Origin of the sequence: Paenibacillus puerhi (assembly GCF_009846885.1) — a bacterium.
GTDB lineage: Bacteria > Bacillota > Bacilli > Paenibacillales > NBRC-103111 > Paenibacillus_G > Paenibacillus_G puerhi.
On sequence record NZ_WUWM01000010.1, the window covers coordinates 56,037 to 77,440 of the forward strand.

The 21,404-nt window shown below is 54.5% G+C and carries 23 protein-coding genes and 1 other RNA gene; 23 read left to right on the forward strand and 1 reads right to left on the reverse strand.

All coding sequences use genetic code 11. From position 1 onward, the window contains the following. The first annotated feature begins 41 nt into the window (after positions 1 to 41). From ybeY to rnpB, 14 genes are all read left to right on the forward strand, one after another. On the forward strand, positions 42 to 635 hold the full coding sequence (gene ybeY / locus GSF01_RS10980; RefSeq protein WP_159883849.1) for an rRNA maturation RNase YbeY: 594 nt from the start codon (positions 42 to 44) through the stop codon (positions 633 to 635). Further along, positions 632 to 1,333 (forward strand): diacylglycerol kinase family protein, encoded by a 702-nt coding sequence (locus GSF01_RS10985; RefSeq protein WP_159883851.1) that lies wholly within the window; start codon positions 632 to 634, stop codon positions 1,331 to 1,333. Before ybeY ends, GSF01_RS10985 begins: the two co-directional genes overlap by 4 nt. Positions 1,334 to 1,362: 29 nt before the next feature. Continuing rightward, positions 1,363 to 1,779 carry a cytidine deaminase gene (cdd, locus tag GSF01_RS10990; protein WP_159883853.1) on the forward strand — a complete coding sequence of 139 codons (417 nt, stop codon included), beginning with the start codon at positions 1,363 to 1,365 and terminating at the stop codon, positions 1,777 to 1,779. Next, positions 1,779 to 2,696, forward strand: coding sequence for a GTPase Era (gene era, locus GSF01_RS10995; protein WP_159883855.1), 918 nt, complete (start codon positions 1,779 to 1,781; stop codon positions 2,694 to 2,696). The genes cdd and era overlap by 1 nt, the downstream gene beginning before the upstream one ends. Before the next feature lie 150 nt (positions 2,697 to 2,846). Further along, complete coding sequence (locus GSF01_RS11000) at positions 2,847 to 2,990, forward strand: YqzL family protein (protein WP_159883857.1); 144 nt, start codon at positions 2,847 to 2,849, stop codon at positions 2,988 to 2,990. Between the two features lie 52 nt (positions 2,991 to 3,042). After that, positions 3,043 to 3,795, forward strand: a complete 753-nt coding sequence (gene recO / locus GSF01_RS11005) for a DNA repair protein RecO (protein WP_159883859.1) — start codon at positions 3,043 to 3,045, stop codon at positions 3,793 to 3,795. Between the two features lie 235 nt (positions 3,796 to 4,030). Next, on the forward strand, positions 4,031 to 4,843 hold the full coding sequence (locus tag GSF01_RS11010; RefSeq protein WP_159883861.1) for a pyruvate, water dikinase regulatory protein: 813 nt from the start codon (positions 4,031 to 4,033) through the stop codon (positions 4,841 to 4,843). A gap of 104 nt (positions 4,844 to 4,947) precedes the next feature. Continuing rightward, positions 4,948 to 5,400, forward strand: coding sequence for a YaiI/YqxD family protein (locus GSF01_RS11015; RefSeq protein WP_159883863.1), 453 nt, complete (start codon positions 4,948 to 4,950; stop codon positions 5,398 to 5,400). Positions 5,401 to 5,449: 49 nt separating this feature from the next. Continuing rightward, positions 5,450 to 7,291 (forward strand): DNA primase, encoded by a 1,842-nt coding sequence (gene dnaG, locus GSF01_RS11020; protein ID WP_159883865.1) that lies wholly within the window; start codon positions 5,450 to 5,452, stop codon positions 7,289 to 7,291. A 47-nt stretch (positions 7,292 to 7,338) separates the two neighbouring features. Next, positions 7,339 to 8,463: an RNA polymerase sigma factor RpoD gene (gene rpoD / locus GSF01_RS11025; protein ID WP_159883867.1), complete on the forward strand. Its 1,125-nt coding sequence runs from the start codon at positions 7,339 to 7,341 to the stop codon at positions 8,461 to 8,463. Positions 8,464 to 8,599: 136 nt separating this feature from the next. Next, positions 8,600 to 9,445, forward strand: a complete 846-nt coding sequence (locus tag GSF01_RS11030; protein WP_159883869.1) for a hypothetical protein — start codon at positions 8,600 to 8,602, stop codon at positions 9,443 to 9,445. Next, a complete protein-coding gene (locus GSF01_RS11035; RefSeq protein WP_159883871.1) occupies positions 9,442 to 10,251 on the forward strand; it encodes a tRNA (adenine(22)-N(1))-methyltransferase in 810 nt (269 codons plus the stop codon). The genes GSF01_RS11030 and GSF01_RS11035 overlap by 4 nt, the downstream gene beginning before the upstream one ends. Continuing rightward, positions 10,218 to 11,333: a Nif3-like dinuclear metal center hexameric protein gene (locus GSF01_RS11040; RefSeq protein ID WP_159883873.1), complete on the forward strand. Its 1,116-nt coding sequence runs from the start codon at positions 10,218 to 10,220 to the stop codon at positions 11,331 to 11,333. The genes GSF01_RS11035 and GSF01_RS11040 overlap by 34 nt, the downstream gene beginning before the upstream one ends. 108 nt (positions 11,334 to 11,441) lie before the next feature. After that, positions 11,442 to 11,886, forward strand: an RNA gene (gene rnpB / locus GSF01_RS11045) — RNase P RNA component class A. A 118-nt stretch (positions 11,887 to 12,004) separates the two neighbouring features. Here rnpB and GSF01_RS11050 read toward each other — a convergent pair. Continuing rightward, on the reverse strand, positions 12,005 to 13,870 hold the full coding sequence (locus GSF01_RS11050) for a S8 family peptidase (RefSeq protein WP_159883875.1): 1,866 nt from the start codon (positions 13,868 to 13,870) through the stop codon (positions 12,005 to 12,007). A gap of 184 nt (positions 13,871 to 14,054) precedes the next feature. On the opposite strand from GSF01_RS11050, the gene GSF01_RS11055 reads away from it, so the two are divergent. The 9 genes from GSF01_RS11055 (at position 14,055) to GSF01_RS11095 (ending at position 21,275) form a co-directional block, all read left to right on the forward strand. Next, a complete protein-coding gene (locus GSF01_RS11055) occupies positions 14,055 to 14,555 on the forward strand; it encodes a DUF3907 family protein (protein WP_159883877.1) in 501 nt (166 codons plus the stop codon). Between the two features lie 225 nt (positions 14,556 to 14,780). Next, a complete protein-coding gene (locus tag GSF01_RS11060; RefSeq protein WP_159883879.1) occupies positions 14,781 to 15,287 on the forward strand; it encodes a hypothetical protein in 507 nt (168 codons plus the stop codon). Positions 15,288 to 15,345: 58 nt separating this feature from the next. Next, entirely contained in the window at positions 15,346 to 16,491 is a 1,146-nt protein-coding gene (locus GSF01_RS11065) for a glycoside hydrolase family 15 protein (RefSeq protein ID WP_159883881.1), read from the forward strand. Positions 16,492 to 16,526: 35 nt separating this feature from the next. Continuing rightward, a complete protein-coding gene (locus tag GSF01_RS11070) occupies positions 16,527 to 16,736 on the forward strand; it encodes a DUF1540 domain-containing protein (RefSeq protein WP_159884085.1) in 210 nt (69 codons plus the stop codon). 20 nt (positions 16,737 to 16,756) lie between these two features. Then, positions 16,757 to 17,212 carry a hypothetical protein gene (locus tag GSF01_RS11075; protein ID WP_159883883.1) on the forward strand — a complete coding sequence of 152 codons (456 nt, stop codon included), beginning with the start codon at positions 16,757 to 16,759 and terminating at the stop codon, positions 17,210 to 17,212. A 183-nt stretch (positions 17,213 to 17,395) separates the two neighbouring features. After that, on the forward strand, positions 17,396 to 18,067 hold the full coding sequence (locus tag GSF01_RS11080) for a lytic transglycosylase domain-containing protein (protein ID WP_159883885.1): 672 nt from the start codon (positions 17,396 to 17,398) through the stop codon (positions 18,065 to 18,067). A 105-nt stretch (positions 18,068 to 18,172) separates the two neighbouring features. Further along, positions 18,173 to 19,372 (forward strand): cysteine desulfurase family protein, encoded by a 1,200-nt coding sequence (locus GSF01_RS11085; protein WP_235941407.1) that lies wholly within the window; start codon positions 18,173 to 18,175, stop codon positions 19,370 to 19,372. Beyond that, complete coding sequence (gene thiI, locus GSF01_RS11090; protein WP_201305364.1) at positions 19,369 to 20,586, forward strand: tRNA uracil 4-sulfurtransferase ThiI; 1,218 nt, start codon at positions 19,369 to 19,371, stop codon at positions 20,584 to 20,586. Before GSF01_RS11085 ends, thiI begins: the two co-directional genes overlap by 4 nt. Before the next feature lie 26 nt (positions 20,587 to 20,612). After that, positions 20,613 to 21,275, forward strand: a complete 663-nt coding sequence (locus tag GSF01_RS11095) for a TerC family protein (protein WP_159883887.1) — start codon at positions 20,613 to 20,615, stop codon at positions 21,273 to 21,275. The last annotated feature ends 129 nt before the right edge of the window (positions 21,276 to 21,404 follow it).

A 21,404-nucleotide genomic window follows, 5' to 3' on the forward strand; every position in this document is an offset into this window, starting at 1 on the left:
AAGGCGCAGAGCATCCATTTTATCGAAGATGAGGTGAACCTATGAGTTTGCGGTTGTCATGGAATAACGAACAGTCCGAGATCGAGATTACGCCAGAGCTGATTGCCAAGCTGGAACAATTGCTGAGCCTGGCGGGCAAGGCCGAAGACGTCCCGCATGGCGAGGTGGCTTTGACGTTTGTCGACGATGCGGCGATTCAAGAGCTTAACAAGCAATACCGCGGCCTGGACAAGGCAACCGATGTCCTGTCCTTCTCCATGCAGGAGATGGGCGAGGACGAGATTGAGATTATCTATGGCGACGAAGAATACGATGAAGAAGAATTCGAATTCATCGATGCGGCCGAAGGAGCCGAGCTTGACGGAGCCGAGGAAGCGGATCTCCGCGAGGATGGGGCTGACGAGGATGAAGACGAGGACAGCTTCGAAGAACCGCTGGGCGATGTCATCATCTCCGTACAGCGCGCTGTGGCGCAAGCGGAAGAGTACGGCCACTCCGTCGAACGCGAGCTGGGCTTCCTGTTCGTGCACGGCTTCCTGCATTTGATCGGTTATGATCATCAGGAAGAGGACGAGGAGAAAGTGATGTTCGGCAAGCAGGAGCTTATTCTGCAGCAGGCAGGCCTAACGCGTTGAGACAGCCCGCCAAGTGGCAGCGAAGCTTCCGGTATGCCTATGAAGGCGTCAAGTATGCGCTAGCGACCCAGCGCAACATGAAGTTCCACTTTTTTGCGGCTTTTGCTGCGCTCGTGGTCGCCCTGCTGTTTGGACTGCCGAAGACGGATGTCCTGTTCCTTCTGCTGGCGGTGACGCTCGTCATCGTGACAGAGCTTATCAATACCGCGATTGAGAAGGCGGTCGATTTGGCGATGCCGGACATACATCCGCTCGCCAAAATCGCCAAAGACGTAGCTGCAGCCGCGGTACTGGTGACTGCAGCTTTTGCCGTTATTACGGGATTGATCGTGTTCTACGAGCCCGTCGATCGTCTGATCCGCAGCGGACGCCTCGTGGAGGGGCATGCGTTTACCGCGGGGGCGGTATGGATCTTGTTATCCTTGGTCATTCTTAGCGTCATCGTGGTCCAGACCCGCTTCACCGACAAGGGAACCTGGGTGAAGCCCAGCCTGCTGAGCGCCGTCGCTTTTGCCGTCTCCACGCTGATTGCTTACCGGACGGAGGATACGCTCGTGTCGCTGCTGGGCTATCTGCTGGCCGTTGTACTGACGCTCGCGCTTCATGACAAGCGGAGACGACCGCTTGGCTCGCTGCTGCTCGGAGCCTTGCTCGGCAGTTTGATTACGGTATTCAGCTTTTATTTGTATTTGTTATAACGACTTGAAGAGGAAGGGAGCGTGAGCGTATGCAACCGGGCGAATTGATTGAAATGGCTAGGCTTGCCAGGGAGAGGGCATATACGCCTTATTCCAAGTTCCAAGTCGGAAGCGCCTTGCTCGATTCGGAAGGCCGTATTCATCTTGGATGCAACGTGGAGAACGCAGCGTTCGGCCCGACCAACTGCGCGGAGCGGACGGCTTTGCATCGAGCGATCGCAGATGGCGTCAAGCCGCGCTCTTTCCAGGCGCTGGCTGTTATCGGGGATACGGCGCTGCCGATCACGCCCTGCGGCGTCTGCCGGCAGGTGATGATCGAGCTTTGTGCGCCGGATATGCCGGTTTACATGGCCAACCTGCAAGGAGATATAGCTCGAACGACCGTAGCGGAGCTGCTGCCGGGCGCGTTTACATCCCATGATCTGGACGGAGGAGCAAGCAACTGATGGCATCAACAGACAATGCGCGAAAAGCGCCATTCAAATCCGGCTTTGTCGCTATTATCGGGCGGCCGAACGTCGGCAAGTCAACCCTTATGAATCAGGTGATCGGTCAGAAAATAGCGATTATGTCCGATAAGCCGCAAACCACCCGCAACAAAATACACGGCGTGTACACGACGGAGCAGTCCCAAATTGTATTCCTCGATACGCCGGGCATTCACAAATCGCAATCCAAGCTGGGCGACTACATGATGAAGGCGGCCGAAAGCGCGCTGAAGGAAGTCGAGGCCATCCTGTTCCTGATCGATGTCGTCGAAGGTATCGGCGGCGGCGACCGTTACATTATCGAGCAGCTGAAGAAGGTCAAGACGCCGGTCATTCTGGTCATGAACAAGATCGATCAGGTGCATCCGGAGGCGCTGCTCCCGATCATTACGACGTACAAGGAGCTGTATCCCTTCGCCGAGATTGTACCGATCTCCGCGATGAACGGCAACAACGTCAACACCTTGCTGGATCAGGTTGTCAAGTACTTGCCGGAAGGTCCGCAGTACTATCCGGCCGATCAGATTACCGACCATCCGGAGCAGTTCGTTTGTGCAGAGCTGATCCGCGAGAAAATTTTGCATCTGACGCGGGAGGAAATTCCGCATTCCATCGCCGTCGGCATTGAGGATATGAAAGTGCAGGATAATGGCGTCGTTCACATCTCGGCGGTGATCTATGTAGAGCGCGATTCCCAGAAAGGAATTATTATCGGGAAGAGCGGGGCTCTGCTCAAAGAGGTCGGGAAGAAGGCGCGCGCAGACATCGAAGCGCTGCTGGGCTCCAAAACATTTTTGGAGCTTTGGGTGAAGGTGAAGAAGGACTGGCGCAATCAGGAGCGAGTGCTGAAGGACCTGGGCTTCCGCCACGAGTAGGCGGAAGCATCCGTTTCAAGTGCGATTCGGCAGGTTAATGGAAGTCATACATGCCAGTTTTTGTGCCGCATACTTCGATGAGCTTCGTATCATCCTACACTTATAAACAGGTATTGTATAAAATACTGGTCAACTAGGGGAGGATGTACCATGAAAGACTTTTCGTGGAAGTATTTTTCAATGACCGGCGACGTGGATGCCTACCTGCTTTATAAAGAATCGAACGGTGAGGAAAGTGAGGCTAAGGAGCCGGAGGACCTTAGCGTCACCCAGGAAACCGAGTGGCTCCAATAGCAAAATAAGCAAACCTGGAGCATGTCCCGGGCAAGCAGGAAAGAGGCTGCCGATGCAATACAGACTCCAAGGCCTTATTATCCGCAGCATGGACTACGGGGAAGGCAACAAAATTGTGACCCTGTTTACCAGGGAATATGGAAAAATGAGCGTCGTAGCCCGAGGCGCCAAAAAAGTAAAAAGCCGGTTCGGGTCAGCCGTTCAACTGTTTACGCTAGGCGACTATGCTTTTTTTAAAGCGGGTCAACAAGGGCTCGGTTCCATGAATCAGGCAGATATCGTGGAAGCCTTTCATTCGCTGAGGGAGGATCTGCATCTTGCGGCTTACGCCTCCTACCTCGCTGAGCTGACGGACAAAATGTTCGCCGACCAGGAAGGCCACCCTTATGTGTACGAACAGTTGAAGGGCAGCTTCCAGGCTCTTCAGGAAGGCAAGGATACCCAGATCGTCGTTCATATGTATGAGATGAAGATGCTGATGCAGGCCGGGTATTCCCCCGAGCTGCACCAGTGTGTCGTATGCGGCTCCAAAGCGGAGCCGGTAGCGCTCAGTGTCGCCTTGGGCGGGACGTTATGCGAGATGTGCAAGCTGCGCGATCCGCAAGGCATTCCCTTAACGACGGGGGCGCTCAAGCTGCTGCGCTTAATGGCTCAGGCGGATGTGAGGCGGCTTGGCTCGATCGATGTCAAGGAGTCGAACCGGCAGCTGCTGAAGCACTTGCTGCGAGTTTATTTCGATACGCATGTCGGAGTTCGATTAAAGTCGCGAGACTTTATCGAGCAGATGGAGCGTTACGGTATTTGAATATTTGGGCTACTTGAAAGGCTAGGTATAATTTGACTGGAACCTGCTATAATGGTATTATTATATGATGTTTTTTCTAAAACTCTCGTTACAAAGTCTATCAAGATAAGGCTTTGAGTAGCGGGATTTTTTGTTGCCTGACTGAAACAAATCGTCGCATTTTTCGTAAGAGAAGAGAGAACACGACGGCCATTTTTCATTTTTACTTACATATTGAATAAAGGGGCGGTTCCAGATGGAAACGAAAGTGAAGCCGGTCATCTTTGTTGCGTCGGATTCGGCCGGGGATACGGGGGAGGCTGCTGTCCGTGCCGCCGCCGTACAGTTCGAGCCGCTGCATGTCGAGATCAGACGCGTGCCCTTTCTGCACGATACGTCGGACATCGACCGATTGATCCTCCATGTGCTGGAGCGGAAAGGCGCCATCGTATTTACCTTGGTGCTGCCCGAACTGAGGGATTATCTGATTCTGGAGTGCGAGCGCAAGGGGATCTTGTATATCGATCTGTTGGGACCGATTATCCGGACGCTGGAGAGCACGCTTAACCAGGAGGCCCGTCATGAGCCGGGGATGATCCATAGATTGGACGAGGATTATTTTAAAAAAGTCGAGGCGGTCGAGTTCGCCGTAAAATATGACGACGGCCGGGACTTCAATGGCGTGCTGCAGGCAGACATCGTGCTGGTGGGCGTCTCGCGTACCTCCAAGACGCCGCTGTCCATGTATTTGGCCCACAAGACGTACAAGGTCGCGAACGTGCCTCTGGTGCCCGAAATCGCGCCGCCTGAGCAGTTATTCACCGTCTCCCCCAACAAGATTATCGGGCTCAGAATCGATCCTTTGAAGCTGAATGCCATTCGAACCGAACGCTTGAAGGCGCTCGGATTGCCGGGGAATGCGACTTATGCCAATACCGAGCGGATTCTGAAAGAGCTGGAGTTTGCGGATCAAATTATGAAGCGGATAGGCTGCGAGGTCATCGATGTTTCGAATCGCGCCGTCGAGGAGACGGCCAGCATGATCATAGACTTCCTCCGCTCGCGATAAATGAAGAACGGCTTATTCTTTGAAGCGAAAAGCAGGATTTTTTGTAATTTCATCGTATATAATATTACGGAAACTTTAAAAGTCAGGAAATCCGGTGGTAGCCAATGACTTATAAATTGATTGTGGATGCCGATGCCTGTCCGGTTAAGACGGAGATCCGTACCGCCGCGGCGAGGTTTAATCTTGGCGTGCTGATGGTCGCTTCGTTCGATCATCGGCTGCAGCCGCAGGAAGGCGTGGAGGTCGTGCAAGTGGACCGCTCCGATCAATCGGTGGACCTGTATATCGCGAACAAAATCCGCCCCGGCGACGTGCTGGTTACGCAGGACTTCGGGCTTGCCGCCCTTGCACTCGGGAAGAAGGCGCATGCGATTTCCAATCGCGGCCAGTGGTTCACGGAACGGACGATCGATTTTTTGCTGGACCGCCGACATGAGCAGGCCCGTTTGCGCCGGGGAGGCAAGCACACGAAAGGCCCGAAAGCGATGACGGAAGCGGATCGGGAGGAATTTCTACAATCTTTGACAAAACTTTTAACCCGATTGCAGGAGAATTGAACGAAACAGCGAATACGTATACGTGTTAATCGGATTGTAGGTGGATAGGATGAGCAACGGACGTATACCTGACGATGTCATTGATGCTGTACTCAAAGCTCATGATATTGCAGAGGTTGTTGGCAGACACGTTCATTTAACAAAGCAGGGCCGATATTTGAAGGGATTATGTCCCTTTCACTCCGAGAAGACGCCATCCTTTACCGTATCACCCGAGCGGCAGACCTTTCACTGCTTCGGATGCGGTGCAGGGGGCAGCGCCATCCGGTTCATATCGGAGATCGAGGGCTTATCCTTTGCGCAGGCGCTGCGCAAGCTGGCGGAGGAAGCTCAGCTGGCTGTTAACCTGGGGACGACTGGCAGCGGGGATAGAACCGGTCCGAATGATAATCCAGAGCGCCTGAAGCTGCAGGAGGCTTACGGATTGGCCGACAAGCTGTACCAGTATATCCTTCATAACACGGAGCAGGGTAAGGCGGCTAAGGAATATTTGAAAAGACGCGGCATCGACGACAAGCTGATGGAAACCTTTGGCATCGGCTACGCCCCTGACCGGTGGGACACGCTGGTGAAGCTGCTGGACAAGAATCAATTCCCCTTGCCCTTGATGGAGCAAGGCGGCCTGATCTCCGCGAAGCAGGACGGGACCGGGTATGTCGACAAGTTTCGCGACCGCGTGATGTTCCCTATCCGCGACTGGAAGGGACAGACGATCGCGTTCGGCGGCAGAATGATGGGCGAAGGCCAGCCCAAGTATATGAACAGCCCCGAATCGATGCTTTTTCACAAAAGCCGGACTTTATACAATCTTCATGCGGCCAGGCCACAAATCCGCAAAACGCAGGAGCTTGTGTTATTTGAAGGGTATATGGATGTGATTCGATCCTGGGATGCCGGAGTTTTGAATGGGGTCGCCACGATGGGGACGGCCTTGACTCCCGAGCATGCGGAAGCGATTCGCCGTCTGGCCGAACGGGTAACGGTAGCTTATGACGGGGATAGCGCGGGGCAGTCAGCGGCGTATAAGAGTATACCGATTCTGGAAAACGCAGGTTGTCAGATCCGAATCGCCGTGCTTCCGAACGGACTGGACCCGGATGAATTTATCGCCAAACATGGTTCTGAGCGATACGTACGCGAGGTGATTGAAGCCGCCGTACCGTCGATCAAATATAAACTTCTTTATTATCGCCGAAACTACAGGATGCAGGAGGATGGGGAGAGGCTAAGATATATACAGCAGGCGCTGCGGATGATTGCGGGACTGGCATCTCCGATCGAGCGGGAGCACTACGTGAAGGACTTGACCTCAGAGTTTCGTTATTCCTATGAAAGTGCGATGCAAACGGTCAACGAGATCCGGCTGCAGGCGGAAAAAACGGATAGTGGCGGGGATAATAAAGCCAATCCGTGGAATAATGTTAGGAATGATGCCAAACCGCGCGAGAAAGCTCCGAAGATCATACCAGCCTACCAATTCGCAGAGCGACAGCTGCTAGCCGTCATGATGCTGGACCGTGAAGTAGCGCAATATGTCGAGCGACGCTTAGGCGACGGGTTTAACCTGGACGCTCATACGGCTATCGCTGCAGGCTTATATGCCTTCTACGGTCAAGGCTATGAACCGAATGCAAGCATGTTCATCGGGACGCTTCAGGATGACAAGCTCGAGAGCTTAGCAAGCTCTTTGACCTTAATAGATAATCGCAGCGGCGTGAACGAAGCCGTGATCGACGATTATATTCGCGAGATTAAGAAGTACCCGCTTCTGCTGGAGTTGGAACAGAAGAAAGAACTGATCAAACAAGCGGAACGGGCGGGAGATATCCCTAGAGCTCTGCAGCTCGGCAATGAAATCATATCCTTGGAAAAGCAGTTGAAGTCATCCTGACGGTTGTGACGGTTTCGGGAGTTTCCAAGGAGGAAGGAGCCCTAATTATGGCGAACGATCAACGCACGGAAATAGAGACAGAGTTGACGTTGGAGCAAGTAAAGGAACAATTGATCGAGCAAGGCAAGAAGCGTTCCGCCATCACTTACAAAGAGATCATGGAAAAATTGGCGCCTTTCGATCAGGACCCGGAGCAAATCGACGAATTTTTCGAGCAGCTTCAGGAGATGGGAATCGATGTGGGCAATGAATCGGACGAGGAAGAAGAGCTCGGCGGAGGACGACTTGAGCGCGAGCATGACGAGTTTCACTTCGATGATGACCTGTCCTTGCCACCGGGCATCAAGATCAACGATCCCGTTCGGATGTATCTGAAAGAAATCGGACGGGTGCCCCTTCTTTCCGCAGAGGATGAAATCGGGCTGGCCAAGCGCATCGAGCAGGGGGATGAGGAAGCGAAGCGCCGGCTCGCCGAAGCCAACCTGCGTCTGGTCGTCAGTATCGCCAAACGTTATGTCGGACGCGGCATGCTGTTTCTGGATTTGATCCAGGAGGGCAACATGGGCTTGATCAAGGCAGTCGAGAAGTTTGACCATGATAAAGGCTTCAAGTTCAGTACGTATGCTACTTGGTGGATTCGTCAGGCAATTACGCGGGCCATTGCAGACCAGGCACGGACGATTCGGATTCCGGTACATATGGTGGAGACGATTAATAAGCTGATTCGGGTATCCAGACAACTGCTGCAGGAACTGGGCCGCGAGCCTACTCCTGAGGAAATCGCCAAAGAGATGGATCTGAGTACGGAAAAAGTGCGCGAGATCATGAAGATCGCCCAGGAGCCGGTATCGCTTGAAACTCCGATCGGTGAAGAGGACGATTCCCATCTTGGCGACTTTATCGAGGATCAGGAGGCGCTCGCACCGGCGGATGCCGCTGCCTACGAACTGCTGAAGGAGCAGCTCGAGGATGTGCTCGACACGCTTACCGAACGGGAAGAGAACGTGCTTCGCCTGCGGTTCGGCCTGGACGACGGCCGCACTCGGACGCTAGAGGAAGTGGGCAAGGTTTTCGGCGTTACTCGTGAGCGTATTCGCCAGATCGAAGCCAAGGCACTTCGCAAGCTCCGCCATCCGAGCCGCAGCAAACGGCTGAAGGATTTCCTGGAATAACCTGATTGAATAAGCTTGAAGACTGATGACGACCTTCTGCGACCGCTCGCAGCAAGGTCTAATTTTTTATGTCCCTGCGGCCGATAATCATTATGAATAAGGAAGCACATGACATGGCTTGGGGGAACCGCTATATATGGATGAAAAAAAGAAATTACTGATCCGCGAAATCGAGCATTGGCGCCGCAGTCGGCTGCTGCCTGAGCAATATTGCGACTTTCTGCTGAACATCTATCTGGACGCCGGTCAGGACAAGGCCGATATCGACACCAAATCGACGATACTGGGACTTTCCTCTGCCAGCATCAGAAACAGCAACTGGAAAATCTGGATGCTGCTTTTGCTGGTGGCAGGCGGTTTGTCCTTTGCTGCTCTTAATTTTAACGCTTTTGAATTACCATTGCAAATGGGCATTTCATTCTTCATTTTGTCTGCTTTATACATATGGGGCGGCTCGAAGCGGGAGAAGGAGCCGATGGCGGCTCAAATCCTGTTAGGCATGGCTTCGCTATTCCTGCTGTTCATCGGGGTATACTTAATGAAGCTGCACGGCATAGAGGCGGCCGTGCCGGTGGTGGGCTATGTATTTGTCACCAGCCTGATCTGGATTATTACGGGCCTTGCGGCGAAGCTTGCTCTGTTCCAGCTGTGCGGGTGGGTGGTGCTTGTGTTCTGCTATGGCTGGCTGCTGCATCACCAGCTGGATACGATGAATTGGGTGACGCTGGAGCTGAGCTGGGCCCCGCTTGCTATACTGTTCTGCTGGATGTCGTGGATGATTCATGAGCGGAGCAAACAGATTGGATTTGTTTTCTTTGTACTCGGTCTAATCGTTTGGTTCATGCCGGAGTTATATGGTATGCTGTATGCCGAGAAGTATGGAGCGCAGACGATTCAGTGGCTGCTGCTCGGCAAAATGTGCGTACAGGCTGCCATATTGTTTGCTTGGCGCAAAAAATGGACGGTGTGGGTATTATCATGATACGTTTATCGAAAAGACTGGAGAAAATCGCATGCGAGGTGCCGAAGGGAAGCCGGCTGGCGGACATTGGGTCCGACCATGCCTTGCTTCCTTCTTACTTGGCTCAGCAGGGCCTCATCGCAAGAGGTGTGGCAGGCGAGGTCAATGAGGGACCTTACGAGGCCGCTTCAAGGCAGGTTCGAGCGGCTGGGCTGAAGGATAAAATTGCCGTCCGCCTGGGCGATGGACTGGAGGTCCTCGAGCCCGGAGAGGTCGATGTGATCACCATTGCGGGGATGGGCGGCGCATTGATCGTCTCGATCCTCGAGGCGGGTAAAGCGAAGCTTTCCGGGGTTAGCCGTCTTGTGCTGCAGCCGAATGTCGGTGAGGATGCCGTTCGCGTCTGGCTGCTGGCCAACGGCTGGGAGCTCGTGGGCGAGCAGATTCTGGAGGAAGACGGGAAGATTTATGAGATATTGACGGCCGACCGGCCTGAAGACGGCGCTGACGGTTCTTTGGGTGAGCCGAACGAGGGTCAGACGGCGAAGCTTAGGCGGCTGTACGAGCCTTTGGTCTTGGCTGACGGACTGGTCGTCGACAAGGAGCTGCTGCTCCGTATGGGACCTTATCTGATCCGCGAAGGGGCACAGGCGTGGATAGCCAAGTGGCGTCTTGAGCTGGATAAGCTGGAGCATATCTGCGCCCAATTGGAGCGCTCGGACACCGAGGCGGCTAGAGCGAGAGAACGCGAATTTCGAATCGAAATGAAACGTATCGAGGAGGTGCTGTCCGCATGTACGCGAAAGGACAAGCCGTCGTTCAATTAATGGAGGAGCTTGCTCCCAAATCTTATGCCGTGGAAGGCGACAAGATTGGGCTGCAGCTCGGTACTTTGCAGAAGGAAATCCCGGCAGCGCTGGTCGCTCTGGATGTGACCGATGAGGTCGTGGATGAGGCGATTCGGGAAGGCGCCAATCTGATTATCGCCCACCATGCGATCATCTTCCGGCCCTTGGCGAATTTGCAAACCGATACGCCGGCTGGACGCTTGTACGAAAAGCTGATCAAGCATGACATTGCCGTTTATATCTCCCACACGAACCTCGATGTAGCGGACGGGGGCATCAATGACATGATGGCGGAGGCGATCGGACTGCAGGTGACCGAGCCTCTGGACGAGGTGCATACGGACAAGCTGAAGAAGCTGGTCGTCTTCGTGCCGGCCGAGCATGCGGATAAGGTTCGCTCGGCGATGTTCGATGCGGGAGCGGGCAGCATCGGCGACTACAGCCACTGCAGCTTTAATATCGAGGGTGTGGGCACCTTCCTCCCTGGAGAAGGCACGAACCCTCATATTGGCCGCCAGGGCCGGCTGGAGCAGGCTCAAGAGATCAGGATCGAGACGATCGTGCCCCAGAGCGCGGAGCGACGTGTCGTTCAGGCGATGCTGAAGGCGCATCCTTATGAGGAGGTCGCCTATGACCTCTATGCGCTGGATCTGAAAACCCGGACGTTCGGTCTCGGCCGTGTCGGCAAGCTGGAGACTCCGGTCACGCTCCGCGAGCTGTGCGAACGGGTGAAAGCTGCCTACGAGGTGCCCATGCTGCGAGTGGTCGGTGATCCGGACCGGTTGATCCGCAAGGCGGCGGTGCTCGGAGGCTCGGGAAGCCGTTACATACGCCAGGCGATGTTTGCAGGAGCCGATGTGCTGATCACGGGAGATATCGATTATCACACGGCGCATGACGCGCAGGCCGCAGGCCTTGCTCTGATCGACCCTGGGCATAACGTAGAGAAGATCATGAAGCAAGGGGTTGCCGACTATTTGCAGCGGAAGCTGGACGGGCGCAAGTGGAACACGCGCATGATCGCATCCAAAGCCGATACGGAGCCTTTTCGATTCATTTAGACGGGGGAAGGAGCCTGTTCCCGGCATTTGCTAACGCGGACGCAGGCTCTGAGCACTTGAGTTTTGCGTCGATACCCTGTATACTAGCAAATGCATCTGTTGCAAAAGAAAGTTTGACAGACAATCGCTGGCGGCCTTGTGCCGCGAGAGGAAAGTCCGGGCTCCATAGGGCAATGATGCTGGATAACGTCCAGTCAACGCGAGTTGAAGGCTAGTGCCACAGAAATGGACCGCCGATGGATGGCTGCCGGTCAAGCCGACGCACGTAAGGGCGGAGGATGGTCGCAGCATCACAGGCAAGGATGGAACCGTGGTGTAAGAGACCACGAGGAGCCATGGTGACATGGTTCCTGGTAAACCCCATCTGGAGCAAGACCTAATGGAACGCTAGTCCCCTTGAGGGACAGCCTCGGCCCGGGGCGCGTTCGGGTTGGTCGCTTGAGCCAGGCAGCAATGTCTGGCCTAGATAGATGATTGTCGCTTCAATGGTGGCAGGGTGGCACCCGTTACGACCACCGGAAGCACAGAACCCGGCTTACGGCAAGCTTTCTTTCAGCCCTATGCCAACCGATGCATGCACCAAGACATGAAAGAAACCGCCTCATGAGGCGGTTTCTTTTTGATTACAGACAACCGTCCGAAGCTATCGGACGGTTATGCGTCGTGCCTCGCTACGTACCGAGCAAGCTCCGCAGCCAGTCGGACCAGGACGAGCCCAGCGTCGTGCCGCCCGGCGTCGAGGCTTCCTGCTTTTGCCCGGCGGCCTGCGGCCGCGCGGCCGCAAGAGCGCGGGCAACGTCGATCAGGCCGTACCCATAATACATATCTTTACCTTTCGGTCCGAGATCGGTAGCGGTGTCGCGCATCAGCTGCATGACTTCCGTGTTCTTGAGCGCCGGGTTGACCGATCGGATCAGGGCGGCCAGTGCCGTGACATGCGGGCTGGCCATAGAGGTGCCCGATAGAGCGGCATACTGATTGTGGAGGTACGTGCTGGCTATACTCACACCCGGGGCAGCGACATCGATATAATCCCCGTAATTTGAAAAGGAAGCCTTGGAGTTGTTGGAATCGACGGCCGCGACGGCGAAGACCTCCGGATAAGCCGCGGGGAACCCGGGGCGGTCCGTGTTGTCGTTGCCGCTGGCCGCGATCATCACGACGTCCCGTTCGAAGGCATATCGGATGGCATCATGGAGAAATTCCGCATCCGCATAGTTGCCCAAGCTCATATTAATGACCTTGGCTCCGTTGTCGACGGCCCAAATGATGCCCTGTGCCACGGAATAAGTACTGCCAGCGCCGGTGCCGTCCAGCACTTTGACGGGCATGATCCGGTTATACCAGCTCATGCCGGCTATCCCGAGGTTATTGTTCACCAATGCGCCGATTACGCCAGATACATGAGTGCCGTGTCCAACATCGTCCTCCGGCGCACTGCCCTGATTGACGACATTAATGCCACCGACCAGCTGATCCCTCAGGTCCGGGTGAGAGAGGTCCGCGCCCGTATCGACTACGGCTACCGTTACCTGATCAGAGCCTTTGGTGAACTCCCAGCCCGCCTCGGTTTCAATCTGAGGCAGGTTCCCTTGGTACCGGCGGTAAAGCGCGTCATTGGGACGGAATATCCCGCCTTCCTGCAACGCCTTTGGTCCGAGGGTCGTGTTGGTCAAATACAGGAAATGCGGCTCGGCATAGGAGACGTTCCACTTGCGGAAATACGCTACGAGCGCTTGGGCTTCCATTCTCGGGGACTCGAACACATACGCATAACCGAGCTTGCTTACCAGTCTGCCGCCAATTTCGCTGCTAATTTGGTTCAATTGAGCTTCTGTAGGCTCTTGCTTGAACTTGACGACGACCTGATCTTTGTGATAATGGCTTGTTCCTGCATTTTCCTCGGGGTGATCCACATGCACGTCCTTCATTGTATCGGAATCGACCGATTCGATCTTATAGCGGCCTTCAGCCGGATAAGGAATAAGCCGCAGGTTTTTACGCTGATGATCGGCGACCTGACGGAGGATGTGCTGGTGCACCACCGCAATGATCCCGCTGCCGCCGTCAGCGGCTGGCTCGCCGAGTACGAAATAGTGCTGTCCGCCTACATTCAGCGGCTCGGATTGATAGCTTTCTCCTGCATCCAAACGGCTCTTGGCGCGATCAATCTCAGCTTGCGCCCGGCTCCTGACAGGCTCCTCTATCGAGCCGACGGTCTCTCCTTGACTAAGCGGTTCGTTCCGCTTGGAATGAATCAGCCATTCCATATGCGGATGCTCCTGCTGCAAGTCCTTCAGCAGCTTCGAGGCTGGGGAAGCTTGGCCGATGGCGCTGCCCACGCGGTGCAGCTCGTAGCTGCATTGAAGCCGGCAAAGCTCGTCGGTGCGCTCCAGATCCTGATTCATGGTCGCTTCCTTCATCCGGATCTCGGATTGGGGCGTCATGGCTTCCGGTTCGGGAAGACGCTCCCCTCTGGGAAAGAGAAGCGCGGCTCCTGCAAGAACGGCGAGCGCGGTAAACGCATATTTTCTCATGGATTCACAGCCTCCTGCGGGTTCGAAGATTCAGTAAGGCTACTATTCCCTGGTTCCGCTTCGGGCATCAGCAGTAAAGTTAACCATTGGATAAGGTCTGTATTTATGGTAGGATATAAGGAGTGCTGTTAAGTTTCATAACAAACCCTGATTGGTTTTCTATGTTGAGGAGGTTTATTCAGCCATGGCTGTTGAACATGTTAAAAACCTATGCGCAACGACAAGAGCGAAACTGAGCGAAGCCATCGTCAAGATGGAGGAGTTTCTGAATGCAAGCTCTTTACAGCTCTTGAATTCCGAGAATGACGCTGCTATGGAAGAATTCTATAAAGGCTATCTTTCAGACACTAGACATCTGCTGGTTTTCTCTGAGGTTTCCTACGAGAAGCTGGGCGTAGCCCTCCGCCGTCCGAATTTCAATCAGGATTATTCCGAGAGAGTGCTGTACGACGTGTATCACAGCTCGGTCAACAGCTTCTTTTACCCTCAAAACGAATGCTACTCCGAGGACGGGCGCTACGCCTATACAGGTCAGGACGCGATCCGCTTCCGCAAAAAGCCGAACCGCGAGGTGCGCGACCTTACGATAGAGCTTTCCAAAATTTTTGAAGAGCTCCGCGAGGATCTGGCCTACTACGAAACGGACTATATCACCCAAAAAAGAATGCAAGGCGAGAAGATTTAAGTTAGATAAGCTATCATCCATACACTTACAACCTAGAGATGCTCCTGGCATCTCTATTTTTATTCAGGATGCATGCGGAGCTCAATGAGGGAGCAGAAAGGGTATTGGTTAATAATTCCGAAATATTGTAAAATAATCTTTATGATGGGAAATTTCTGCTCTTAACACGTCTATAAGGTTAGCTGGCCAGCTAATCATGTATAGAATGGGAGGAGCTTTAAATTGTTGAAAAAGAAGCTGCTAACAAGTACGGTTGTTGTAGGCGTATTGGTGGGTGCAATTACAACGGTCTCATTTACTATCCACAAAAGTTCATGGTTAAGTTTCACCGGGGGAGAGAAATATACTCCTGCTCCACTAGAAGCGGATACTAACTTGGGAGCAGGACCGCTTTCCACCTCAACATTAGTGAGCGAAGAAAAAATTCATCCTTCATACTTTAGGAATAAAGAAGGCAAGACCTTTGGTTCTGCTATATATGCTGAAACTGAAGAACAAATGCCCGATTTCGTCAAGGCTTATGGCGTAGGCGGCACGCGGGGATATCTAAAGAAGGAAGATATGCATGAAGAAATGCCAAAAACACGTGAAGAAGCATTAGCACTGACTCTAGCTAGGAAGGATCGTGAAATACCGCTGTATGACGTTGATGGTGAAACCTTAATTGGAGTGTTTTTAATTCAAACCCCCAGAACGGAAGAATTCGAGATTCAAAGTCAACATCAAGAATAAAACAAAACTGGCAGGCACCGAAGCTAAGTGATGACAAATGTAGGAGGCGATCGACTTAATGAGAAACGATCTGAATCTGCAGCAGCTGGCGGAAGCGAGTATCCGCCTGATCACATGGAATCAGCATGAACGGGGAGCATATACCGCTTCGCCGCTCTTCCCTCATTACGGCTTCGGCTGGCTGCGGGACGGAAGCTTCATTGCCTATAGTATGGATCTATCTGGACAGCATGAAAGCGCAAGGCTGTTCTACGAGTGGGTAAGTCGTATCGTCGACAGAAAGAGGCCCCATATCGATGACTTAATCAATCGCAAGCAGCGGGGCGACTATGTGGAACGTCATCTGTTCTTACATACTCGCTACCAGTTGGACGGACGGGATGATGACCATTCCGAATGGGGACATTTTCAGCTGGACGGCTATGGCACTTGGTTATGGGGGCTATGCGCTCATCTGAGGTTAACCGGGCACGCCTTCATTCCCGAGTTCTTCCGCAAGTCTGTAGATGCGGTGGCGGACTATTTGCAGGCCTTCTGGGAATATACCAATTTCGATTGCTGGGAGGAATACAGCGACTTCGTTCATCCCTCCACGCTCGCTTCCATTTATGGAGGACTGAAGGCTGTAGCGGAGATGGATGGAAGGGATGAGCTGCTGCCGCTGTGCGAGCATATCCGGGAATTTCTGCTGCGGCATGCCGTTCACCCGGACGGATACTTTGCCAAAGCGATCCGCCCGCTATATCCCGAGGGACGCGTGGAGTATGAGATTGGATATGACGGCGTAGATGCCAGCCTGCTTTGGCTGTGCGAGCCTTTCCAGGTATTCGGGGCGGACCATCCCGTCATGGCTGCAACGATCGATCGAATCGTCGCAGATCTCCAGACGTCCCAAGGGGGGATACGGCGGTATGTCGGCGACACGTACTATGGCGGGGGAGAGTGGCTGCTGCTGACCGCCTGGTATGGATGGGTTGCGCTAGCCCAAGGGAAGCGGGTTGAAGCGGAACAAGCGCTCGCCTGGGTAGCTTCCCAAGCGGATCAATTAGGACGAATGCCGGAGCAGGTTCCCCATGCGCTGGATAACCGGGACATCTATGAGCAATGGGTGGACCGGTGGGGGCCGCCCGCATCTCCGCTGCTATGGTCGCATGCGATGTTCCTCGTGCTGTTTCACCGGCTGAATGCCAGGAATACCCCCTGACTCAAGCGGGCAAGCTGTTGACGGAGGTGATTATGATGCCAGATGTCAAATGCAGCGTAGCCAACTGTGCGTTCTGGGCCCAGGGCAACAACTGTCAGGCAGCAGCCATAATGATCGAAGTCGATGGACATGCCAACATGAAGTATGACACCGAGTTTGCCACGGAGTTTGACGATCACCAGGATCATGCGAAAAGTGTTAGAAATACCTGTTGCCACACCTTCGAGCCGAAGAAATCCAAGTAACTCTTAAGGAGGAACTGGAGATGAAACGAAAGCTCGGAGCCCGTTCATCCGGGTTGACCTCTATGGAAGCGGCCAGGAACCGTACCCAGCTGCAGCTGCTGAGGAGGAAATCCGCCCATTACCGGGCCAAGGAGGAATTTGCGGCAGAAGCAAGCTTCGGAAGTCATCCTGCCTCCGTGTCGCGTCGCAAGGCCGATGGAAGTCCGGGAGCCATCCCGGTCTTGGGAAAGGCAGATGCCGGCCGGAGCCCGGCTGAAGCGCGTCCGTTGTTTATCGGCGCCAGATGGCCGGGATATGCCGGTCTGTTGGCATCGGGGCTTGCGCTCTTTATTTACCCGGTTGGGCTGGCCCTGACTGGCATGCTGCTCGGCGTGGCCGCATACCTCGGAGGACAGCGGAAGCTGGCCGCCTGGGCTGTGGCGGTAGGTCTGCTGGCGCTCGTCGGATATTTCTTGCTTGTGCCAAGGTATACCTGAGCACGGACGGCGACAGCAGCCCGTTCACGGCAATCGGCAGACAGGCAGCATGCTGCCTGTCTGTCCGTATTCTCAGGATCGTAAAGGGAAATAAATGAAGTTTTCATAATCGAGGGTAGCTGAGGATTCAAAAAGGGTGTACAATATACTTATCTATTTCATGAATAAGGGGAAGTACACCTCATGACGATAAAGATTGAAGGCTCCGACCTGCATAAGCTTCAACGGCAATCGGAGGCCAGCAAGACGACCCAGGCTGCAGCGCCGGAGCTTGGTCAGGAGGACGGCCATTTTTCCAATCTGCTGGAAGGACTGATGGCGACCCGTGCCGCACAACAGCAGGCTGCTGGCCGATCGACGGCGACTGCATCCGTGAACTTCGCTGCTGCACAGCCTTCTTGGGGAGCTTACCGGTCAGCTTTCCTCGGACAGAGCAGACCGACTCCGTTCGAAGAGCTGATCCAGGGGGCCAGCCAAACCTATGGCGTCGAATCCAGCTTGGTCAAGGCTGTTATCGAAGCGGAGTCGTCCTTTAATCCCAACGCGGTTTCCCGGGCGGGAGCCAAAGGCTTGATGCAGCTGATGGACGACACAGGTGCGGGACTCGGCGTAACGGATCCTTTTGATCCGGCGCAGAATATCGCAGGCGGTACGAAATATTTGTCCAATTTGCTGATGAAATACAACGGCAATCCCTCCGTCGCCCTAGCCGCTTACAATGCAGGCTCAGGCCGCGTGGATCGGCTTGGCATCCGTACGGATCAGGACTTAGAGGGAAAACTTCATTTGCTGCCGGCTGAAACGCAGAAGTACGTGCGCAAGGTGCTCGAGCTGCAAAACGATTTTGCCTCCTGATGAGGAGCCAGCAAGGACCAATTCCCGTCTTTCGCCACGCGAAAACGAGAGGATTGGTCTTTGTTTTCGTTTGTTTAGTACTTTTTGGAAGCGAGGGTCAATAAGTTGTTATATATGGATTATGCGGCGACTGCGCCGATGTATCCCGAAGTCATCGATACGATGACGGAGGTGATGCGCATGCACTACGGCAATCCTTCTTCCCTGCATAGGCTCGGCCTCGAAAGCGAGCAGCTCGTCAATCGCAGCCGGGGCGCTATAGCGGCCGCCTTGCGGTGCAGGCCGGAAGAAATACGCTTCACATCGGGCGGTACGGAAAGCAATAATGCGGCGCTTCGCGGAGCAGCCTATAAGTATCGTCATCGGGGGAGTCATCTCATCACGAGCGCAGTCGAGCATCCTTCGGTGCACGAAACCATGCTGCAGCTTGAGAAGGAAGGGTTCCGGGTTACTTTTTTGCCCGTTTCTCGTACAGGCCATGTCGAGCTTGACGTGCTGCGCGAGGCGTTGACGGAAGATACGATTCTGGTCAGTCTTATGTTGGTAAATAATGAAGTAGGGAGCGTACAACCTGTACGCGAAGTAGGGGAACTGCTTCGCGATCGTCCCAAGACTTTATTTCATGTGGATGCCGTACAAGCCCTGGGCAAGGTTCCGGTCGTTCCTTCGGAGCTCGGGGCTGACCTGCTGTCCGGTGCCGCTCATAAGCTGGGGGGACCCAAGGGGGCGGGGCTGCTTTATGTTCGAGCCGGTCTTGAGCTGGAACCTCTGCTGCATGGGGGAGGCCAGGAGTTCGGCTGGCGGTCCGGCACGGAGAACGTACCGGCGATCGTGGGCATGGCCAAGGCCATCCGGATTGCCGTGGAGCGGCAGCCCGCTTTCTTGGAAAGGACGTCTTTGCTAAGGGAAGGCTTGGCCGGGGTCATCGCGGAATACCCCGCGCTGCAAGCATCCGGTTCCCGGGTTGTCTTGGACGGATCAACCGGGGGGCAAGCCATGGCGCCGCATATCCTTCATTTTGTATATCCGGGGATGAAGTCGGAGGTGTTGGTTCATGCTTTCGAACAGCAGGGCATCTGCGTGTCGGCACGCTCGGCCTGCTCTTCATCCGCGGAGAAACCGAGCCGCGTCCTGCTCGCGATGGGCTATAGCGATAGAGAAGCACGCAGCGGCATTCGGGTAAGCTTCTCGGCCGAACACGATCCAGTCGAAACGACGGCTGTATTCGGACGGGCACTAGGCGAAGTAATGACCAGACTAAGCCCGCAAGCGGTACGGTCGGGGGGGAGAGGGAGAAGAAGATGAAGGCAGTGACGGCAACCATGGCCATCCTCCGGTACGGAGAATTGGTTCTGAAGGGAAAAAACAGGCATCGGTTTGAAAAAACGGTTTACGAGCAGGTGAAACGGGCATTGCGGCCCTTTCCCGGGATCGGGTATGATCGGGAGTTCGGCCGGATCGTCCTGCATCTCCACGGAGCGCCTTATGAAGAAGTGGTGGTGCCGCTCAAGCGCATATTTGGCTTGGCATCCATAAGTCCGGCTATGGCCATTGAGCTTGATCGGCAGCTTATCGAAGAGGCTGCCGCTCGTATGATGCAGGAGCTGAGCCCGCAGCCGCGTACCTTCAAGGTCACCGTCCGCCGGGTCAATAAGAAATTTCCGCATGATTCGCAGGAGATGAATAAGCTTGTCGGAGGCGCCGTGCTGCGCGCGATACCCGGTCTCGGCGTGGATGTGCATCAGCCGGATGTCGAGCTGAAGGTCGAGCTGCGGGGCGAAGGGGCATGGCTGTATGCCCGCACCGACCAGGGAGCCGGAGGATTTCCATACGGCTCGAACGGCAGAGGCATGCTGATGCTGTCGGGAGGCATCGATAGTCCCGTGGCCGGGTACTTGGCGATGCGTCAAGGGCTTAGGGTGGAAGCCGTTCACTTTCACAGCTACCCGTATACAAGTGAAAAGTCGCAGCAGAAAGTGAGAGAGCTGGCCGAACGTCTGGCGGGCTTCAGCGGGTCGATCCGGCTGCATATGGTGCCCTTCACGGAGGTGCAGACGCGTATTCATGCGGCGTATGCGGACAACCTGCTGATCACGCTGCTGCGCAGGGCGATGTACCGCATCACGGAGAAGCTGGCCGAAGCTTCGGGCGCGGGGGCGATCGTCACAGGCGACAGCTTGGGTCAGGTCGCAAGCCAAACGTTGCCGAGTCTGGATGCGATAGGGAGCGCGGCGAGACTGCCGATCCTTCGTCCGCTGATTTGTACGGAGAAGAACGAAATTATCCGGATAGCGAAAAGCATCGATACGTTCGAGCTTTCGATTTTGCCTTACGAGGATTGCTGCACCTTGTTCTTGCCGCCAAGTCCTAGCACGAACCCGAATCTGAACGTAATCCGCAGCATCGAGAACCATATGCCTTGGCTCGACGAGGCAATCGAGGACGCGGTCAGGCGGACCGAATCGACCTGGATCGAGAAGGGAGCCGCTGATAATAGCCGGTTCGCTTCGTTCTTCTAAACCTTGACCATAACGGAGGGCTGCCTATGCTTTGGGAAAATGTGCTCCTGTTCTTCGAGATCATGCTCATAAACATCGTATTGAGCGGAGATAATGCGGTTGTGATCGCGCTCGCCAGCAAAAATCTACCCGTTTCCCAGCGCAAGCAGGCGATCTGGTGGGGCGCATTCGGAGCCATCGCCCTGCGCGTCGCGCTGACGGTCGTTGCTGTCTATGTACTCGATATTCCCTATATCCAGGGGATTGGCTCGCTGCTGCTGCTCTGGATTGCGATCAAGCTGCTGGTCGATGACGAGGGCCATACCGATGTGAGGGAAGCGGCTACGCTGGGCAAGGCGGTCAGCACGATTATTTTGGCTGATTTTGTGATGAGTCTCGACAACGTCCTGGCGATTGCGGCCAAGGCGAAAGGGGAGATCGGCATCATTATTATGGGGATCGGACTCAGCATTCCGATTATCGTCTGGGGCAGCAATCTGGTCGTCAAGCTGCTGAAAAAATTTCCGGTGCTGGTGTTCTTGGGGGCGGGAATTCTCGGCTATACGTCCGGGGAAATGTTTTTGGCGGATACGAGCGTCTCGAACCGTCTCCTGGGGGATACGCCGCATTATATCATCCCTCTTGTCACGACAGTCATCGTGATTGCCAGCGGAGTGATCAAAAAACTGATTACTCCGAAGCACGCTTAAATGAGCTCGTGATTTCCCAATGCTTCCATGACTTGTTAAAGTAAGCGTTTTATGCAAAAAAACGACGTAAATCGGGGGCTATTTTCTTGCCTTTTGACCTAATCGCACGTATAATAAAAAACGGATGAT

Bases quoted from the DNA above. Each gene is read 5' to 3' on its own strand.
- ybeY (WP_159883849.1), top strand. From the start codon at position 42: ATGAGTTTGCGGTTGTCATGGAATAACGAACAGTCCGAGATCGAGATT.
- cdd (WP_159883853.1), top strand. From the start codon at position 1,363: ATGCAACCGGGCGAATTGATTGAAATGGCTAGGCTTGCCAGGGAGAGG.
- era (WP_159883855.1), top strand. From the start codon at position 1,779: ATGGCATCAACAGACAATGCGCGAAAAGCGCCATTCAAATCCGGCTTT.
- GSF01_RS11000 (WP_159883857.1), top strand. From the start codon at position 2,847: ATGAAAGACTTTTCGTGGAAGTATTTTTCAATGACCGGCGACGTGGAT.
- recO (WP_159883859.1), top strand. From the start codon at position 3,043: ATGCAATACAGACTCCAAGGCCTTATTATCCGCAGCATGGACTACGGG.
- GSF01_RS11010 (WP_159883861.1), top strand. From the start codon at position 4,031: ATGGAAACGAAAGTGAAGCCGGTCATCTTTGTTGCGTCGGATTCGGCC.
- GSF01_RS11015 (WP_159883863.1), top strand. From the start codon at position 4,948: ATGACTTATAAATTGATTGTGGATGCCGATGCCTGTCCGGTTAAGACG.
- dnaG (WP_159883865.1), top strand. From the start codon at position 5,450: ATGAGCAACGGACGTATACCTGACGATGTCATTGATGCTGTACTCAAA.
- rpoD (WP_159883867.1), top strand. From the start codon at position 7,339: ATGGCGAACGATCAACGCACGGAAATAGAGACAGAGTTGACGTTGGAG.
- GSF01_RS11030 (WP_159883869.1), top strand. From the start codon at position 8,600: ATGGATGAAAAAAAGAAATTACTGATCCGCGAAATCGAGCATTGGCGC.
- GSF01_RS11035 (WP_159883871.1), top strand. From the start codon at position 9,442: ATGATACGTTTATCGAAAAGACTGGAGAAAATCGCATGCGAGGTGCCG.
- GSF01_RS11040 (WP_159883873.1), top strand. From the start codon at position 10,218: ATGTACGCGAAAGGACAAGCCGTCGTTCAATTAATGGAGGAGCTTGCT.
- GSF01_RS11050 (WP_159883875.1), bottom strand. From the start codon at position 13,870: ATGAGAAAATATGCGTTTACCGCGCTCGCCGTTCTTGCAGGAGCCGCG.
- GSF01_RS11055 (WP_159883877.1), top strand. From the start codon at position 14,055: ATGGCTGTTGAACATGTTAAAAACCTATGCGCAACGACAAGAGCGAAA.
- GSF01_RS11065 (WP_159883881.1), top strand. From the start codon at position 15,346: ATGAGAAACGATCTGAATCTGCAGCAGCTGGCGGAAGCGAGTATCCGC.
- GSF01_RS11070 (WP_159884085.1), top strand. From the start codon at position 16,527: ATGCCAGATGTCAAATGCAGCGTAGCCAACTGTGCGTTCTGGGCCCAG.
- GSF01_RS11075 (WP_159883883.1), top strand. From the start codon at position 16,757: ATGAAACGAAAGCTCGGAGCCCGTTCATCCGGGTTGACCTCTATGGAA.
- GSF01_RS11080 (WP_159883885.1), top strand. From the start codon at position 17,396: ATGACGATAAAGATTGAAGGCTCCGACCTGCATAAGCTTCAACGGCAA.
- thiI (WP_201305364.1), top strand. From the start codon at position 19,369: ATGAAGGCAGTGACGGCAACCATGGCCATCCTCCGGTACGGAGAATTG.
- GSF01_RS11095 (WP_159883887.1), top strand. From the start codon at position 20,613: ATGCTTTGGGAAAATGTGCTCCTGTTCTTCGAGATCATGCTCATAAAC.